We start from the raw sequence: 17,320 nt of genomic DNA, 5'->3' as shown, positions 1-17,320 counted from the left end.
CGGCTTGAACAAAAGAGGGGAAAAGAAAAAGGCTGCTTAGCGCTAAAAAAGAAAAAGAGGGCTTCATAGATAAATGTTCAGATTAATATTGGAGATAAAATACTTAAATAAAACCAAAAACTCAAGTTTTAACAATAACAATCATATAAAAATAGAGGGGATTTTGAGAATGTCTCTGCGGTTTCTTCTCTCTTTCACTAAAGCCCTTTTCCTATATTGAGGAAAAAGGCTTTTTCTTATTTGAGCACAATGTGAACGGTAATTTCTTCTCTATCGTGGTAGAGGTGTTTTGCCCAAATCTCAAAGGTGAAATGTTGTTTATTCAACATTTCTGTAAGGTTTTCTAGGCATTGCCTCACTTCTTGATAGCGTTTTTTCATAGGTAATTTTAAATTAAAAATCGTTTCACGACACCAGCCGTTCACCAACCATTTAGCAATTAAATTCGTAATACGGCCGGGCTGTTCCACCATATCACACACTAACCAATCCACTTTTTTGCGTTTTGGAGGTTGAAATTTAAATCCATCTTCGGCGCAATGCTCGATTCGTCCAGTTTCATGCAAACTCTCCGCCATTTTTCCATGATCCACCGCATAGACAAATAAACCTCGTTTGACTAATTGATAACTCCAACCGCCCGGACAAGCCCCAAGATCAACAGCAATCATATTTTCATTTAAACGCTTCGATTCTTCTTTCCTCGGAATAAATGTCAAAATCGCTTCTTCTAATTTTAAGGTAGAGCGACTTGGTGCATCAGAAGGGAACTTCAAACGGGGAATCCCCATAAAGTGATCGGAATGGTTGTTGATATAGGAATAACCCACATAGCAACAATTGGGTTTCACAAAAAAACAATGCAAAAACAGACCGCTCTTTTTGGCGTTTGCCGTTAGCCAACCTTTCTTTTTCAAGGCTTGACGCAATGGCACGGTAAATTTTCGACAGAACGTAGAAAGTTCTTTTGATTCATTCGTATCCGCCGTTTCTACAAATAACTCTGTAGATAAACGAAGATTGATCTGTTCCGATATTTTCTCAAATGTTGCCACAATCGGACTAATGCGATCTGTGGGATCAAGGTTTTCCAATAAATCGGCTACCACCAACATTTGGCGGGCAAAAATGAGCCGATTAAAAGGCACTTCACGCGCTAAACGGTCTGCTTCATTGGGCTGATAACATTCAAAAATAACGTAACCGGACTGTTCTTGTACTCGGGCAAAACCAAATATGCCCAAATCTGCGGCGTGCTCGGTTATTTCTGCCGCCACTTCTTTCTCAAAACCTGAACGGCAATATAATGCAAGTTTATTCATCTTCTTCATTTTTTATTGTGTTAATTATCCAATGGCGAAAGGCTTGGGTTTGTTCGTCATCAAGACGATCAAGATGATTCACCACATAAAAGGATTTTGGATCGGGAAAATCTGTTGGCAATACAACCTTAAGTAAACCATGCTCAATTTCTTGCAAGGCAAGCAACCGATTTGCTAATACAATGCCTTGCCCATGAATTGCTGCTTGTAATGCCATAAATGTATGACTGAATAACGGTCCCTGTTGGATATTAAGTTCATCAAGTGCCAAATAATCCGCCATTGCACGCCAATTATCACGTGTATGGGTATGAATTAAGGTATGATTTTTCAACTCTTCTTTGGAATGAATGGGATTTTTAGCCAATAATTCCGGCGAAGCCAAAATCAACAAATTTTCTTTACCCAAACGATCTACCTGCAAATTTTGCCAGTTCCCTTTACCATAATAAATCGCAAGATCAATTTCTTTATTTAATAATCCTTCATCTTGATCAACCCCTTTTAAGCGTACTTCAATTTCAGGATGGAGACGGTTAAACTCGCTAAGATGCGGCACAAGCCATTGAATACCAAAGGTTTGAGGCACACCGATACTCAGGTGAGGATCGTTTTTTAAGATTAATAATTTTTCCGTTGCTTCATTCAATTTACGCAGAATTTTATTAATATCGACAAAATAGGCCTGACCAAACTCTGTCAATTCTAAAGCCCGATTTTTACGTTTAAATAATTCAACGCCTAAAAAATCTTCCAGCAGTTTTATTTGATGACTCACCGCAGCCTGGGTCACAAAAAGCTCATCTGCCGCTTTTGTGAAACTTAAATGTCGTGCTGCGGATTCAAAAGACTTCAGTGAATTCAAAGGGGGCAAACGTTTATACATAATAGTACCCAAAAAGAATTTTTTTATTTATAATAGGCGGGTTTTCTTTCGGATTATTTTTTCTAATCCATCAAATAAAAAAACATCATTTGTTCTTCTTATCACCACTTCCTACAATGCGCACATACTTAATGATTGGTAATTCCTTACTAGTTAATGAGTTTCGGACTTAAGTATGATGTTGTGTTTGCATAGAGTTCGGGAAACCGAACTTGGGTAACAAAATAAGTTACTCATTTACTTCCTGTATTATTTAAACCTTTTGGTTAAGCGCCACTCCTTTGAGTGGCGTTTTTTTGCGTGCGATTCTAGCACACTTCTTTTTTTTCTTCTTTCATTTTATTAGGTTTAAATTCCTTCGCTAAATTTTGAAGAATCACAAAAAATTTCTATTTTAAGGTTTAAATGCACAGAATAATGATGTAGATTAAACGGCATTTCATTCATACAAAACATAAAGGGAAGCAAAATGAAAGACTTAGATTGGCACAACCTTGGTTTTAATTATATTAAAACCGACTATCGCTTTATTGCCCATTGGAAAAACGGTAAATGGGATGAAGGCAAACTCACCACAGATAATACGTTGCATATTCACGAAGGTTCAACCGCACTTCACTACGGTCAACAATGTTTTGAAGGTTTAAAAGCCTACCGTTGTAAAGACGGATCAATTAACTTATTCCGTCCTGACGAAAACGCAAAACGTATGCAACACACAGCAGATCGTCTTTTAATGCCACAAGTCCCAACGGAATTATTCGTTCGAGCCTGTAAAGAAGTAGTGAAAGCAAACGAAGAATGGGTTGGACCTTACGGTTCCGGCGCAACCTTATATTTGCGCCCTTTCCTCATTGGCGTAGGAGAAAACATTGGTGTAAAAGCGGCACCTGAGTTTATTTTTTCCGTATTCTGTTGCCCTGTAGGGGCTTATTTCAAAGGCGGATTAACACCATCTAATTTCATTACAACCGAATACGATCGCGCAGCACCAATGGGAACCGGCGGTGTAAAAGTCGGAGGAAACTATGCGGCAAGTTTACTCCCTCATGAATTAGCGGTAGAACAAGGTAATGAAGGGCGTAAGTTTGCCGATGCCATTTATCTTGATCCGAAAACCCATACCAAAATTGAAGAAGTGGGTGCAGCGAATTTCTTCGGAATTACTAAAGATAATAAATTTATCACGCCAATTTCAGAATCTATCCTACCGAGTATCACGAAATATTCATTACTCTATATTGCCAAAGAACGTTTGGGTATGGAGGCCATTGAAGGCGATGTGTATATTGATCAACTTGATCAATTTGCCGAAGCCGGTGCATGCGGGACGGCGGCAGTGATTTCACCGGTGGGCGGAATCCAGCATAAAGATAAATTCCACGTTTTCTATTCAGAAACAGAAGTGGGTCCCGTTACCCGTAAACTTTATGACGAACTGACCGGTATTCAATTCGGTGATATTGAACCACCGGAAGGCTGGATTGTGAAAGTCGAATAATCTTTTCCAACGAAAAGTGCGGTCAATTTGACCGCACTTTTTTATCTCTCATTATGAATTTCTAAATTCGTAGCATCTTTTTCACGTTTTTTCTTCGCTGAATTATTACGCTGCGAAGCAATGCTATCCAAATATTCAGACGTAATATCACCTGTAACATATTCACCAGTAAAGACCGAGCAATCAAATCCTTTAATCGCAGGATTTTCTTGCTGAACGGATTCCGTTAAGGCATTCAGATCTTGGAAAATTAGCTTATCTACGCCAATCAATTTTGCAATCTCATCAACATCACGACCGTACGCAATCAATTCATTTTTTGTTGGCATATCAATGCCATATACATTCGGATAACGAATTTCCGGAGCGGCAGAGGCAAAGTAAATTTTCTTCGCACCGGCTGCCCGTGCCATTTCAACGATTTGTTCCGATGTGGTACCACGCACAATAGAATCATCCACCAATAGCACATTTTTATCTTTAAATTCCGCTTTAATGGTATTGAGTTTACGGCGTACGGAACTGATACGTTGTGCTTGTCCCGGCATAATGAAAGTGCGCCCCACATAGCGGTTTTTCACAAAACCCTGACGATAAGGTTTGTTCAGCACATTAGAAATTTGCAATGCAATATCCGTTGAAGTTTCCGGCACGGGAATAACCACATCAATGTTGTCCAGTTCATCTTGCCATTCTTGTGCAATTTTTTGTCCTAAGCGTTCCCCCATGTGAACACGTGCGGCATAGACAGAAACGCCATCCATGATAGAATCAGGACGGGCAAAATAAACATATTCAAAAATACAAGGATTTAACACCGCACTTTCAGCACATTGTTGTGCGTAAAGTTCACCATCAAACGTCACATAAATGGCTTCACCCGGTGCCACATCTCGAACAAAATCATACCCTGCCACATCCAACGCAACGGTTTCTGAAGCAAACATATATTCCGTTTTGCCATTTTCTTCACGCTGCCCCAACACGAGAGGGCGAATGCCAAAAGGATCACGAAATGCCACCATACCGTGTCCGATAATCATCGCAAGACAAGCATAAGCCCCACGCACATCGTTGTGAGTTTTGCGCACCGCATAAAAAATATCCTGCGGATCCAGATGATCTTGTGGAATATTATCAAGGTGATTGGCAAAAATGTTTAAAAGCAATTCTGAATCGGAATTGGTATTCACATGGCGGCGAGCCGTTCTAAACACTTTTTCTTTCAATTCTGCCGAATTGGTTAAATTACCGTTATGAACTAAAGTCACCCCATAAGGTGAGTTCACATAGAAAGGTTGGGCTTCCGAAACACTTGAGCTGCCCGCGGTGGGATAACGCACGTGTCCCATTCCGGCATTGCCTTGTAGCCGCAACATATGTTCATGTCTAAAAACATCGCTGACTAATCCATTGGCTTTACGTAAACGGAAGCGATTTTCATCGTCTACCGTCACAATTCCCGCGGCATCTTGCCCACGATGTTGCAACAACGTTAATGCCGCATAAATAGATTCATTAACCGGACTTTGACTTACAATACCGACGATACCACACATTTCATAACCCTTATTGATTAAATGTTGAATTTAAGAAACTGGAGCTTGCTTGAAGCTGTTGGAAAAACCATTCGATAATAAACCCAAAGTGCGGAATCAATGTTGATTCTTTCCACCAGTCGGTTTGTTCAAAATTCGTGAAGGTATCCAAGAAAAATAAGATTGCGGCAACAATTAATGCGCCACGTAATAAACCGAATGCTGCCCCTAGTACACGATCCGTACCGCTTAATCCGGTTTTATCAACCAATTGAGCAATCACAAAATTAACGATACCGCCGACAATTAATGTCACCACAAACAAAATCCCGATTGCCGTGCCGTTTCTCACATACATAGATTCAATTTGCGTTAGATAAGTGGCAAGGTAAGGATAAAACTGACTTGCTACGATAAATGCGACAACCCAGCTGGCAAGTGATAATACTTCACGGACAAAGCCACGGAGTAAACTGACAAGAATAGAAAAAGCGATAATGCCAATAATAATGTAATCGATCATTAAAAAAATCTCTCAATAAAAAAGAGCTGCTTAAAGCAGCCTGCGTATTCTACAAAAAATAAAGTAAAAAGGAAAACGTTTGCGTAAGATAAATTCGGCTAAATTTCTTGCCAAAATGACCTGGCTAACCGCAGCTCCGCTTTCTTTAAAACTTCAGCCAAATGTTGATATGTCGGTTTATCTTGCACGATTGGTAAGGGTTCGTGAATTTTTTTCAAGCGTTCGCAAATATCGTAAAACCATACCGCACTTTGCCCGCTTAAAGGAGATTGGGCACGTTTACCCAACCAATATAGCCCTTGGAGCGGAAGTGTCAATGCAAAAAGTGCGGTCAAAATTGCCGTAGATAATGCGATGATTTCCTGCTTTGCGTAAAGTTGCTGCCACACCACGGCAAACACAGCGATTAACGGCATGGTTTTTTGTGCAAAATTCGTGGTTTTTATCACGCGGTTTTCCTGAAAAATTATTCCCAATTTTGCCTCTTTCGGCCAAGTGTTGAGGTAAACTTGCCCCTGTTTCAAAATAGAAAAAAACGACATTAAAGCCCCCTTAAAAATAACCGCACTTATCATACTCCAGTTCGTCTGTGATTTCTATCTCATCAAATAGAGGTAAATTTACCTTATCTTTGATTGAAGTCGGATTTTTCTTTCACAATGAATTTATTTTATGAAATAAAAGGTGTATTCTATGCGAGCTCTTAGCTTGTTCATTGTATTTACAGTAAGTGAACAAATGTCTATCAACTTTCAATCTATAATAGGTTTCTTATGTCAAAACTTGTTCTTATCCTTAACTGTGGTAGCTCATCATTAAAATTCTCAATCCTTGATCCCGTCTCAGGCGATGAAAAATTATCGGGTTTAGCTGAAGCCTTCTATTTACCGGAAGCACGCATCAAATGGAAATTGCACGGTGAAAAAGGACAAGCGGACTTAGGTTCGGGGGCGGCACACGCAGAAGCCCTGAACTTCATTGTTGAAAATATTTTTACTAAAGATCCTGAATTACAAAGTAGCATTTCCGCTATCGGTCATCGTATCGTTCACGGCGGTGAAAAATTTACCAAATCCGCATTAATCACCGATGAAGTAGTTAGCGAAATTGAAAATGCGATCCAATTTGCACCGTTACATAACCCGGCGCATTTAATCGGTATTCGTGAAGCCTTCAAATTATTCCCGGCATTAAAAGATAAAAATGTGGCTGTATTTGATACCGCTTTCCATCAAACCATGCCGGAAGAAGCTTATTTATACGCATTACCTTATTCTTTATACAAAGATCATGGTGTTCGTCGTTATGGTGCGCATGGTACAAGCCATTACTATGTCAGCCGTGAAGCGGCAAAACGTTTAGGCGTGGCTGAAGATAAAGTCAATGTAATCACCTGCCATTTAGGTAACGGCGCTTCTGTGGCGGCGATTCGTCACGGTGAGTGTATTGATACTTCAATGGGCTTAACACCGTTAGAAGGGCTAGTCATGGGAACCCGTTCCGGAGATATTGATCCGGCAATTATGTTCTATATGCATAAAACCTTAGGCATGTCTGTTGAAGAAATCGAAACAACATTAACCAAAAAATCCGGTCTTTTAGGTTTAACGGAAGTGACAAGCGATTGTCGCTATGCTGAAGATAACTATGACAGCGAAGTACCTGCCAAACGTGCATTAAATGTATTCTGTTATCGTTTAGCAAAATACATCGGCTCTTATATGGCGGTGATTGGTGAACGTTTAGATGCCATCGTATTTACCGGTGGTATTGGTGAAAACTCAGCCCATGTGCGTGAAATCACGTTAAATCACTTAAAACTTTTCGGTTACCAAATTGATGAAGAACGCAATTTGGCTGCTCGTTTTGGTAATGAAGGGGTCATCACTAAAGAAGATACACCAATCGCTATGGTGATTCCAACCAACGAAGAATTAGTCATTGCACAAGATACTGCAAAACTTTGTTTCTAATTTAACAACAAACTGCCGAATTTTTCGGCAGTTTTTCTTTACAACTCAATCAATTAAGGTTTGTTATGTCTCGTACCATTATCCTTATCCCTATCAGTGCCGGTGTCGGTTTAACCAGCGTTAGCTTGGGTTTAATCCAATCTCTTGAACAAAAAGGCGCGAAAGTGGGCTTTATGAAACCGATTTCTCAGCCTAATTCCGGTGAAGATCAATTAGATCGCACCACTTCCATCGTGCGTACCAGCACTACGTTAGAAACCGCTGAACCCTTTATGTTAAGTGTTGCGGAATCCTTAATCGGTCAAAACCAGTCTGATGTATTATTAGAAAAAATTGTTGAAAATCATCAACTGCTTTCAAAAAATAATGAAATCGTTGTCGTTGAAGGGTTAATTCCAACCCGCAAACATACTTATGCCAATAGTATTAACTACGAAATTGCCCAAGCATTAGATGCGGAAATCATTTTAGTGGCAGCGCCGGCAACAGAAACACCGGCGGCATTAAAAGAACGTGTAGAAGCCGCTGCCTCATTATTCGGGGGAAAAAATAACCCGAATTTATTAGGGGTTGTGGTGAATAAATTTAATGCGCCGATTGATGAATCAGGCCGTACCCGCCCGGATTTAACGGAAATTTTTGATTCTTTCCAACACAGCCACAATAGTGAAGCGGAATTGGTTAAGCTGTTTGCCAATAGCGCAATTAAGTTATTAGCTTGCGTGCCATGGTCTGCAGATTTAATTGCCACTCGTGCGATTGATCTCGTCAAACACTTAGGTGCGGCAATTATTAATGAAGGTGATATCAACCGCCGTATTCGTGGTATTACTTTCTGTGCAAGAAGCCTACCGAATATGGTCGAACATTTCCGTGCTGGTAGCCTGTTAGTGGTTTCAGCCGATCGTCCCGATGTTATTGTCGCCTCGGCACTTGCAGCCTCAAATGGTGTAGAAATTGGCGGTATGCTCTTAACCGGCGGCTATAAAATTGATGCACAAATTAACAAACTTTGCCAACATGCTTTTGAAACAACAAAATTACCAATTTTCCGTATTGAGGGAAATACTTGGCAAACCGCATTAAGTCTGCAAAGTTTTAATCTTGAAGTACCGGTTGATGATAAAGAACGCATTGAAAATATAAAACGCTATATGAGTGAGCAATTCGATGTGGAATTTATCAACAGTCTCGTGGCGGGTTCTACACGTTTACGCCGTCTTTCTCCGCCGGCATTCCGTTTCCAATTAACCGAATTAGCCCGTGCAGCGAAAAAACGCATCGTCCTTCCTGAAGGTGATGAACCTCGTACTGTGAAAGCCGCAGCACTTTGTGCAGAGCGTGGTATTGCAGAATGTGTATTATTAGCCGATCCGGCCTCGGTTCAACGTGTCGCTGAAGCACAAGGCGTTGAGTTAGGTAAAGGCATCACCATCATCAACCCGGCTGATGTTCGTGAAAATTATGTGGCACGTTTGGTTGAACTTCGCAAAGCGAAAGGGATGACTGAAACCGCAGCCCGTGAACAATTAGAAGACACCGTTGTACTCGGTACGATGATGCTGGAAGCCAATGAAGTGGACGGTTTAGTTTCTGGTGCGGTGCACACCACAGCAAACACCATTCGCCCACCAATGCAAATCATTAAAACCGCACCGGGTAGCTCAATTGTTTCCTCTATCTTCTTTATGTTGTTACCGGATCAAGTGCTTGTCTATGGTGACTGTGCGGTAAACCCGGATCCGAATGCAGAGCAACTGGCTGAAATTGCGATTCAATCGGCAGATTCCGCAAAAGCCTTTGGTATTGATCCAAAAGTGGCGATGATTTCTTATTCTACCGGCACATCAGGCAGTGGTGCCGATGTAGAAAAAGTAAAAGAAGCGACCCGTATCGCCAAAGAGAAACGCCCGGATTTATTAATTGACGGCCCGTTACAATATGATGCGGCGGTGATGGAAGATGTGGCACGCTCCAAAGCACCGGATTCTCCGGTTGCCGGTAAAGCGACGGTTTTCGTTTTCCCGGATTTAAATACGGGTAATACCACTTATAAAGCGGTACAACGCTCTGCAGATTTAGTGTCTATTGGCCCAATGCTACAAGGTATGCGTAAACCGGTGAACGATCTCTCCCGTGGCGCATTGGTTGACGATATTGTCTATACCATTGCCTTAACCGCAATCCAAGCCACACAAGGCTAATCTGAAACTGTAATAGAAATGACCGCACTTTGATTAACCAAAAGTGCGGTCATTTTTTTATGATTTTAATACTCAATCGATTTCAACAACGCCAAAAGCTGTAAGCCAATTTCTCTACGCCATCCCACTAATAAATCCGGTAATTTATCTTGCGGCTCATTCTGTAGCCAAGCCCACTTAATTAATGCCTCCAAGCTCCGCTTGCTGGCTAAAATTTCTAAAGTTAAGCCTTTTGGGGTGAGCTCATAGGCTTTTTCTTGCAAAAGGCGAAGGGCTTTCTTATAACGGGGATCATCCACAATACGCACAATCCGCTTCGGATAATCATAAGGCGAAATGCGGCGTGCCTGGGCTAAAAGTTGTAACATTTTCTTTCCACGCACCCTCACCTCATTATTAGACAGTCCCATTTCAAGCATTTCAGAGGTATTGCGTGGATTATATTTGGCGACTTTCCATAAACTCTCGGATTTTACCACATAAGAAAGGGCAAGATCCCGCTCTATCGCCACATCTTGTCGCCATTTTGCCAATACTTTTAGACGAGCTAGCTCTAACGGGTTTAATTTCCAAACATTTGGAATATCCAAATAGGCTTTTTCTCCCTCTCTGTCTTGCAATTTTTTCGTTTTAGTTAACGCCATCTCACAATCAGACTGTACCGCATGTAACCAAGGGGTGGCCGATAATTCCTTTTGCAAATACTGATAAATCGGTAATAAATAATACACATCGCCGGCGGCATAATGTAATTGCGTTTCAGAGAGAGGACGTTTCATCCAATTGGTTCTTGTCGCGCCTTTATCAATCTCGGTATTTAAATATTTCAAGGCCAATTTTGCCAGCCCCACAGAATTTCCTAATCCTAAGAAACGGGCCATAATTTGGGTATCAATCATCGGTTGCGGTAATTGATCGAATTCCTGTAAAAAGACCAGAAGATCTTCGCTACAAGCATGAAGAATTTTCAGTACTTTGCTATCTGCAAGTAAGGCAATAAAAGGCGAAAAATCCGTAATCGTTAAAGGGTCGATTAAGGAAATCTGCTCGCCGTCATAAAGCTGAATAAGCCCTAGTTTAGGGAAATAAGTAGAAACACGCACAAATTCCGTATCTAACGCCACGGCACTTTTTTGGCGGGCCAACTGGCAACAATCTGCCAATGATTGATTGTTTGTAATGAGAGAAAAGTGCGGTTGATTTTCATATGATTTCATCATAACCTCTCTTCAAAAATAAAAATGGGATATTGCTATCCCATAATACATCATGTGGTTTAATCTTTGCTGTGTTTGGCAAGTTCTTCATCTCGTAGCACCCGGCGTAAAATTTTTCCCACATTGGTTTTAGGAAGCTCCTCTCGAAATTCAATTTCTTTTGGCACTTTATAACCGGTCAAATGCTGACGACAATGCTGACGCAATTCATCTCGGGTTAAACTTTCGTCTTTTTTCACCACAAAAATTTTAATGGTTTCTCCCGACACCTCATTCGGCACACCAATGGCGACAACTTCAGAAACTTTATAATTGAGCATAACCACATCTTCGATTTCATTTGGGTAAACATTAAACCCCGATACTAAAATCATATCCTTTTTACGATCAACGATGCGTAAATTATAGCTTTCATCCATAATGACAATATCACCAGTTGCCATCCAGCCTGCTTTAAGGACTTCCTGTGTGGCTTCAGGGCGTTGCCAATAGCCTTGCATCACCTGATCGCCTTTTACCCAAAGCTCACCCGGCTCGCCAATATCGGCCTCACTCCCGTCTTCTTTAATAATCTTAATATCTGTGTTCGGCACAGGCACACCAATGGTGCCGTTATGTTTCACTACATTAATCGGGCAGGCGGCAATCAGTGGGGAACATTCCGTCATCCCGTAGCCTTCAATAATGCTACAGCCGGTTAATTCATGCCAGCGGCTTGCTACAGATTGTTGCACCGCCATCCCCCCCCCGACCGATAATTTTAAAGACGAGAAATCCACCTCTTTGAAATTTTCATTATTTAATAGTGCATTAAATAAGGTATTAACCCCGGTAATGGCATGGAATGGATATTTTTTCAATTCTTTCACAAAGCCGTCAATATCTCTCGGATTGGTAATCAAAATTGCGGTGATCCCCAGCTCCACAAACAGCAAACAGTTCACAGTTAAAGCAAAAACATGGTAAAGCGGTAAAGCGAGGATAGCCGTTCGTTGTCGGCGGCTATCCCCTAAAAACGGATCAGCAATCCATTTTGCTTGAAAAACATTGGTAATAATATTGCCGTGAGTGAGCATTGCCCCTTTGGCGACGCCGGTCGTCCCGCCGGTGTATTGTAAAAAAGCCAAATCTTCCCGTTCCACTTGCGGACGCACATATTGACGGTGTTTTCCAATGCTCAGTACTTCACGAAACGTCACCGCATGAGGTAATTTGTATTTTGGTACTAATTTTTTGACATATTTCACAATGAAATTAACAAGGGTACGTTTACCAAAGGAAAGTTGATCGCCCATTCGGGTTAAAATCACATGTTTAATCTTGGTGTTAAAAACAATTTTTTCGAGTGTTGAAGCAAAATTTGATACCACCACAATGGTTGTCGCACCGCTATCTTGCAATTGGTGCTCTAATTCCCTTGGGGTGTAAAGCGGATTGACATTCACCACAATCAGCCCGGCTCGTAATACGCCAAATAATGCGATGGGATATTGCAATAAATTTGGCATCATTAAGGCGACACGCTCACCCCGTTTTAATTTCAATTCATTTTGCAAATAAGCCGCAAAAGCACGGCTACGCTCTTCCAATTTTCTAAAGGTCAATACCTGCCCCATATTAATATAAGCAGGGCGATCAGGATGTTCGCGTATTGCCTTTTCAAACATATCTAAAATAGAGGCATAGTTTGATGTATCCAATTCCGTAGGTACACCCTCCGGATAATTTTGAAACCAAATTTTTTCCATTTTTTATCCTTTATTTATCATAGGAAAAGCGGGGGAAATTTTATCATCTAATATAAATAATAGCGAATTTGCGGGGGATAGCGCCCATCGTCATAATACCAATAGCGCCCTCGATAAAAGCGCCAATCATCATAATCAGGGTAATAGTCCGCCCCAATTTTCCATAAGCGATAATGTTTAACGGCGATCACCGGATAAACATAATCTGCCTGATCAATCTTGCCTGTCTGTTGTTTTTTTAATATCCCGCCCACCGTAATATATTGGTTTTTTAAGATTTCAGGGTCGATAAATCCTTCAAGATAGGCGATAAATCGCCCATTGCTTTGGGCTTCCATAAGAGGCTTTGCATTCCATGAGACAACCGGAAAACTTAAAACTTCAAGTTCCATTCGGTTCTCTAACGCTTTGGCGTGAATGATTTTGCCCCCTAAACGAACAGGATGACAAGCACAGGCATAATCCTTAGGTTGAATTTGGGTGAGATCCGTTCGGGTAAAATTTTCCGCCTCAAGCCCTTTTGGGGCGCTAACACAAGCCGTTAATCCGAAAACGACAGCGAAAAACAATATCATTTGCTTAACCATTATTCTCTCCCGGGTAATTTTTTCCACGCCACGGTATTTCGTAAATAAACAGGTTCAATCTCCAATGCAGAGATAGCTTTGCCTTGTTGCCAATCATTAAGTGCAAGGGCTAACATTGACAAGGCGTCGGGTAATTCAATGTCTGACCCTTTTTTCCCTTGTTGTTGAAATACCTCATAGGCCTGCCAACCGGTGCCTACTAAAAAATCTTGCTCACTGCCCATTTGTTCTAAGGCTTTTAATGGTGAGCAAACTTGCTCCGGGACAATCATCTGCCAGTCAAAAAACTCACCGAAATTTGACCGCACTTTTTGCCGTTGAAGGCGACAAAAATACACTTCATTCATTCTCGCATCAATGGCTGCTGCAACCTGTTCTACTTGATATTGCTCAAATGCCGCCTGTGCCATTGCCGTTAAATTAGAAATGGGTAACACAGGCAAATCTGCCCCTAAGGCTAAACCCTGTGCCACACTGCAACCCACACGAACACCGGTGAAACTCCCCGGTCCCCGCCCAAATGCCAACGCATCAAGTTGAGTAAGACGAATGCCCGATTGCGCCAAAATTTCATCAACCATAGGTAAAATACGTTGGGTATGGGTACGTTGTGCCAATTCATTAATGGCGGTTTTTTCCCCTTTATAATAGAGGGCAACAGAACAGGCTTCTGTTGAGGTATCCAATGCAAGTAACGTTAACTGATTCATTCTCTTTCCACTAAATTGTTTTTAAAAATTCGATAACTTTTGCCAAATCCCTTGTCCGCTTTGCGCGGGGCAGACTTTGTAAAAAAATTTGTCCATAAGGGCGCATGACTAAGCGATTATCACAAATCATCACCACACCCCGATCGCTGACATCCCGAATCAATCGCCCTACCCCTTGTTTTAAGGTTATCACGGCTTCCGGAATTTGAATATCATTGAAAGGCTCTCCACCTTGCAAGCGGCAATCTTCAATGCGGGCTTTTAATAAGGGTTCATCCGGTGAGGTAAAAGGCAATTTATCAATAATCACAAGGGATAAGGCATCACCTCGCACATCAATTCCTTCCCAAAAGCTGGAGGTTGCCACCAACACGCTATGTGGTTCATTAATAAATTGTGATAGAAGCGCACTTTTCGAGGTTTCCCCCTGCAATAAAACAGATAATTGGCTATGCTCACGGAAATACTCTGCAAGATGGCGCATCATCGCATAAGAGGTGCAAAGGACAAAGCAGCGCCCTTTATTGGCTTCAATCACCGGCAATAACATCTTACCCAGTTCTGCTTGGGTGTTTGCACGATTGGTATGAGGTAAATAACGAGGCACGCAAAGTAACGCTTGCTCGGTGTAATTAAAGGGGCTTTGTAAAATGAGTTGCCGGGCGTTTTCGATCCCCAAGCGCTGACAAAAATAATCGAATTTGCCGCCCACTTCTAAGGTGGCGGAGGTAAAAATCCATGCAGCTTGCTTGGTTTTCAATTGCTCACCGAATTTATCTGCTACAGTCAAAGGTGTAATATGTAAAGCAAACTGACGGGCAAAGGTTTCATACCAATAACAATAGCCCGTGCGCGCGGTTTCAAGTAAGCGTTGTAAATGGATTTTCAGGTTTTCCGCCCGTTCAAAAAGGTGATCTAAATTTTGTGAGCGACCTAATGCGAGTTTCATCACCTCTGCTAAAAAAAACAATTTTTCAACGAGGATTTTATAGGCTTTTTCAACCGCCGCTTGCCTGAAGCATTCACGCCAATTCCCCCGTTGGTTTCCCTCCCCCAATAACAGGCGAAAATCCTGCACGGTTTTTTGTAAAGTATCGGCAGCACTACCAAGCTGTTTTAGATCTTTTAATTCCGTGCGGTAAACAATTTGTACATCTTTACAAAGATCAAAAAATTGGCGGGAGGTCACTGATTGTCCGAAATATTGGCTTGCGATATCAGGCAGCTGATGGGCTTCGTCAAAAATAATATTTTCCGCCTGTGGAATAAGCTCACCAAAACCCGTTTCTTTTACCGCCATATCCGCAAAAAATAAATGATGGTTCACCACAACCACATCCGCTTGCAATGCCTTTTTACGGGCAAGCGCCACATAGCAATCCCCATAATTCGGGCAATCTGTTCTCAAACAACTTTCTGCTGTACTGGTTAATTGAGATAAAATTGGGCTATCTTCTGCAAGATCAGGACATTCCGACAAATCGCCGGTTTGTGTTGAGGTGTTCCACTGGCGCACTTTAAATAAATCAGCCAGTACCGTTTTATCCCCCAATACCCCTTGAGCGATAAGTTGTTCTAAGCGTTCTAAACATAAATAATTTGCCCGACCTTTCAGTAATGCGGTTTTACCGGTGTAATTCAACGCTTTTTTAATGGTGGGAAGATCACGTTTGAAAAGTTGATCCTGTAAATTTTTAGAACCGGTCGAAATAATGGTTTTCTTAGCGGAAAGCAGAGCGGGTGCAAGATAAGCAAAGGTTTTTCCTGTACCGGTGCCGGCCTCCACCACCAATGAGGTTTTATTGGCTAACGCCTCTTCTACCGCCTGTGCCATTTCCAACTGTGCTGCGCGAGGTCGAAAGCCTTTAATTTGCTGCGTTAATGCACCGTTCTCAGCAAAAACATCAATTACCTTAACCATAATATGAAATATTCCCTCTAATATTGCCGTAGTGTAACAAAATTAGGGGGGATTGAATCAAAGCCCAATAAAATGAAATAAAAATTGACCGCACTTAAATATGCGCTCTCTACCAATATAAAAAACGCTCATCAAAAGATGAGCATTTTTTCATCACATTACCAATAATAATGATGATGGCGGTATCCCCGATAATAACCGATGCCGATACTTGGTACGATAGCAACCGGAGCCCGTTGATATTTCACTTTCGATCCGCTATCGCTGGCATTCATTTTTATCGGATCATCAATTTCATTTGCCGCTTTTGCTTTTTGTGCCGCAGTAACGGTTCTTCCTGAGGCAACCTGTGCCTGATATTCCTGAACGGTTTTCATATCATAAATTCCTGTATCTCGCTGTGGCGGTTGTGAGCTACAAGCTATAAGAAATAGCCCAGGAAGTGCGATGAATAATTTTTTCATTTTTTACTCGGTTTACAAATTATTTTATCTAAAAGTTGTTCACTTGAGAAAATCTTATCTTTCACAATATCTTTTGTTTTCTTCATTTCTCTTTCGCGAATTTCTTTTTCTAAATAGGGATTTTTAATCGCATAAATGGGGACATATTGCATATTATTAGGATCACGTTCCCGATAAAGCGAGGCACCTGTAATACCACCGTAATATTGGCTGTCATCACCATTCTTTATGTAGTGGTTTGTAAAGTTTGTAAACTCAACGCCATAAGAACTGTTAAACCCTTTACATATTCCCGCAGGAGATAAAAAAACGCTTCGGGAGGCGGAGTTCTCATCTACCTTATAAACTTCAAACTCAATACTATTTCCTAAATCCTTGGCATCTTGTGTTGAGATATCCGGTGTTAAAGTACGCTGATCTTTCGTTCCCACATAACGTACGAGACTTGTTTTGATACGCCCATCAGTTTCATCAACCGCCCCTTCTGTATTCGCATAAGTGGATTGAGAAAAAAATAATAATGCGGAAAAGCACAGAAAGTAAATGTTGAATCTTTTACGATGATGCATAGTTAATTCCTTTTATCATCCGTAGATAAAGTTATACAGGTAAATTATCTAGATAATTGCCAAAGTTTACTTCATTTTCTTTACGCCATCAACTCCCTAAAATTTACGGGAAATTAATGGGTTATCTCACGTTTTTTACCTTTTATGACAAAATTTC

Annotated in this window: 15 protein-coding genes; 3 read left to right on the top strand and 12 right to left on the bottom strand. The window is 41.2% G+C overall.

The genetic code is table 11. The annotated features are described in order from the left end of the window. Positions 1–236: 236 nt before the first annotated feature. Both rlmM and BKK52_RS03790 read right to left on the bottom strand, forming a co-directional pair. Positions 237–1,322, bottom strand: a complete 1,086-nt coding sequence (gene rlmM, locus BKK52_RS03795; RefSeq protein WP_077419875.1) for a 23S rRNA (cytidine(2498)-2'-O)-methyltransferase RlmM — start codon at positions 1,320–1,322, stop codon at positions 237–239. Next, positions 1,315–2,208 carry a transcriptional regulator GcvA gene (locus BKK52_RS03790; RefSeq protein ID WP_077419874.1) on the bottom strand — a complete coding sequence of 298 codons (894 nt, stop codon included), beginning with the start codon at positions 2,206–2,208 and terminating at the stop codon, positions 1,315–1,317. The genes rlmM and BKK52_RS03790 overlap by 8 nt, the downstream gene beginning before the upstream one ends. 469 nt (positions 2,209–2,677) lie before the next feature. Here BKK52_RS03790 and BKK52_RS03785 point away from each other — a divergent pair, with 469 nt between their 5' ends. Next, positions 2,678–3,709, top strand: a complete 1,032-nt coding sequence (locus BKK52_RS03785) for a branched-chain amino acid aminotransferase (protein ID WP_077419873.1) — start codon at positions 2,678–2,680, stop codon at positions 3,707–3,709. Between the two features lie 41 nt (positions 3,710–3,750). On the opposite strand, the gene purF is transcribed toward BKK52_RS03785, so the two are convergent. From purF to yfbV, 3 genes are all read right to left on the bottom strand, one after another. Further along, a complete protein-coding gene (gene purF, locus BKK52_RS03780) occupies positions 3,751–5,268 on the bottom strand; it encodes an amidophosphoribosyltransferase (RefSeq protein ID WP_077419872.1) in 1,518 nt (505 codons plus the stop codon). Positions 5,269–5,278: 10 nt separating this feature from the next. Further along, the gene (locus tag BKK52_RS03775) at positions 5,279–5,770 is read right to left on the bottom strand and encodes a CvpA family protein (protein WP_077419871.1); all 492 of its coding nucleotides are present in this window, start codon (positions 5,768–5,770) and stop codon (positions 5,279–5,281) included. A gap of 98 nt (positions 5,771–5,868) precedes the next feature. Then, on the bottom strand, positions 5,869–6,312 hold the full coding sequence (gene yfbV / locus BKK52_RS03770; protein ID WP_077419870.1) for a terminus macrodomain insulation protein YfbV: 444 nt from the start codon (positions 6,310–6,312) through the stop codon (positions 5,869–5,871). A gap of 231 nt (positions 6,313–6,543) precedes the next feature. On the opposite strand from yfbV, the gene BKK52_RS03765 reads away from it, so the two are divergent. Both BKK52_RS03765 and pta read left to right on the top strand, forming a co-directional pair. Next, positions 6,544–7,743 carry an acetate kinase gene (locus tag BKK52_RS03765; RefSeq protein WP_077419869.1) on the top strand — a complete coding sequence of 400 codons (1,200 nt, stop codon included), beginning with the start codon at positions 6,544–6,546 and terminating at the stop codon, positions 7,741–7,743. Between the two features lie 65 nt (positions 7,744–7,808). Next, complete coding sequence (gene pta, locus BKK52_RS03760; protein WP_077419868.1) at positions 7,809–9,947, top strand: phosphate acetyltransferase; 2,139 nt, start codon at positions 7,809–7,811, stop codon at positions 9,945–9,947. A 65-nt stretch (positions 9,948–10,012) separates the two neighbouring features. On the opposite strand, the gene rnd is transcribed toward pta, so the two are convergent. The 7 genes from rnd to BKK52_RS03725 form a co-directional block, all read right to left on the bottom strand. Next, positions 10,013–11,167, bottom strand: coding sequence for a ribonuclease D (gene rnd / locus BKK52_RS03755; protein WP_077419867.1), 1,155 nt, complete (start codon positions 11,165–11,167; stop codon positions 10,013–10,015). Positions 11,168–11,223: 56 nt separating this feature from the next. Then, positions 11,224–12,912: a long-chain-fatty-acid--CoA ligase FadD gene (fadD, locus tag BKK52_RS03750; RefSeq protein ID WP_077419866.1), complete on the bottom strand. Its 1,689-nt coding sequence runs from the start codon at positions 12,910–12,912 to the stop codon at positions 11,224–11,226. Positions 12,913–12,959: 47 nt separating this feature from the next. Beyond that, the gene (locus tag BKK52_RS03745) at positions 12,960–13,499 is read right to left on the bottom strand and encodes a Slp family lipoprotein (RefSeq protein ID WP_077477952.1); all 540 of its coding nucleotides are present in this window, start codon (positions 13,497–13,499) and stop codon (positions 12,960–12,962) included. Then, entirely contained in the window at positions 13,499–14,209 is a 711-nt protein-coding gene (tsaB, locus tag BKK52_RS03740; protein ID WP_077419864.1) for a tRNA (adenosine(37)-N6)-threonylcarbamoyltransferase complex dimerization subunit type 1 TsaB, read from the bottom strand. Before tsaB ends, BKK52_RS03745 begins: the two co-directional genes overlap by 1 nt. Before the next feature lie 10 nt (positions 14,210–14,219). Continuing rightward, on the bottom strand, positions 14,220–16,130 hold the full coding sequence (gene yoaA / locus BKK52_RS03735; RefSeq protein WP_077477950.1) for a DNA repair helicase YoaA: 1,911 nt from the start codon (positions 16,128–16,130) through the stop codon (positions 14,220–14,222). 158 nt (positions 16,131–16,288) lie between these two features. After that, positions 16,289–16,594, bottom strand: coding sequence for a hypothetical protein (locus BKK52_RS03730; RefSeq protein ID WP_077473618.1), 306 nt, complete (start codon positions 16,592–16,594; stop codon positions 16,289–16,291). Further along, complete coding sequence (locus BKK52_RS03725; RefSeq protein WP_077419861.1) at positions 16,591–17,163, bottom strand: DUF8095 domain-containing protein; 573 nt, start codon at positions 17,161–17,163, stop codon at positions 16,591–16,593. The genes BKK52_RS03730 and BKK52_RS03725 overlap by 4 nt, the downstream gene beginning before the upstream one ends. Positions 17,164–17,320 lie beyond the last annotated feature (157 nt).

Origin of the sequence: Rodentibacter trehalosifermentans (assembly GCF_002000545.1) — a bacterium.
Taxonomy (GTDB): domain Bacteria; phylum Pseudomonadota; class Gammaproteobacteria; order Enterobacterales; family Pasteurellaceae; genus Rodentibacter; species Rodentibacter trehalosifermentans.
Note: the sequence above shows the minus strand (reverse complement) of the source record. Positions and strands in the feature narration are given on the sequence as shown.

Coding starts and splice junctions, on each gene's coding strand:
- BKK52_RS03745 (WP_077477952.1), bottom strand. CDS start 13,499: ATGGTTAAGCAAATGATATTGTTTTTCGCTGTCGTTTTCGGATTAACG.
- rlmM (WP_077419875.1), bottom strand. CDS start 1,322: ATGAATAAACTTGCATTATATTGCCGTTCAGGTTTTGAGAAAGAAGTG.
- BKK52_RS03725 (WP_077419861.1), bottom strand. CDS start 17,163: ATGCATCATCGTAAAAGATTCAACATTTACTTTCTGTGCTTTTCCGCA.
- BKK52_RS03765 (WP_077419869.1), top strand. CDS start 6,544: ATGTCAAAACTTGTTCTTATCCTTAACTGTGGTAGCTCATCATTAAAA.
- yfbV (WP_077419870.1), bottom strand. CDS start 6,312: ATGTCGTTTTTTTCTATTTTGAAACAGGGGCAAGTTTACCTCAACACT.
- BKK52_RS03730 (WP_077473618.1), bottom strand. CDS start 16,594: ATGAAAAAATTATTCATCGCACTTCCTGGGCTATTTCTTATAGCTTGT.
- pta (WP_077419868.1), top strand. CDS start 7,809: ATGTCTCGTACCATTATCCTTATCCCTATCAGTGCCGGTGTCGGTTTA.
- tsaB (WP_077419864.1), bottom strand. CDS start 14,209: ATGAATCAGTTAACGTTACTTGCATTGGATACCTCAACAGAAGCCTGT.
- BKK52_RS03790 (WP_077419874.1), bottom strand. CDS start 2,208: ATGTATAAACGTTTGCCCCCTTTGAATTCACTGAAGTCTTTTGAATCC.
- fadD (WP_077419866.1), bottom strand. CDS start 12,912: ATGGAAAAAATTTGGTTTCAAAATTATCCGGAGGGTGTACCTACGGAA.
- purF (WP_077419872.1), bottom strand. CDS start 5,268: ATGTGTGGTATCGTCGGTATTGTAAGTCAAAGTCCGGTTAATGAATCT.
- yoaA (WP_077477950.1), bottom strand. CDS start 16,130: ATGGTTAAGGTAATTGATGTTTTTGCTGAGAACGGTGCATTAACGCAG.
- BKK52_RS03785 (WP_077419873.1), top strand. CDS start 2,678: ATGAAAGACTTAGATTGGCACAACCTTGGTTTTAATTATATTAAAACC.
- rnd (WP_077419867.1), bottom strand. CDS start 11,167: ATGATGAAATCATATGAAAATCAACCGCACTTTTCTCTCATTACAAAC.
- BKK52_RS03775 (WP_077419871.1), bottom strand. CDS start 5,770: ATGATCGATTACATTATTATTGGCATTATCGCTTTTTCTATTCTTGTC.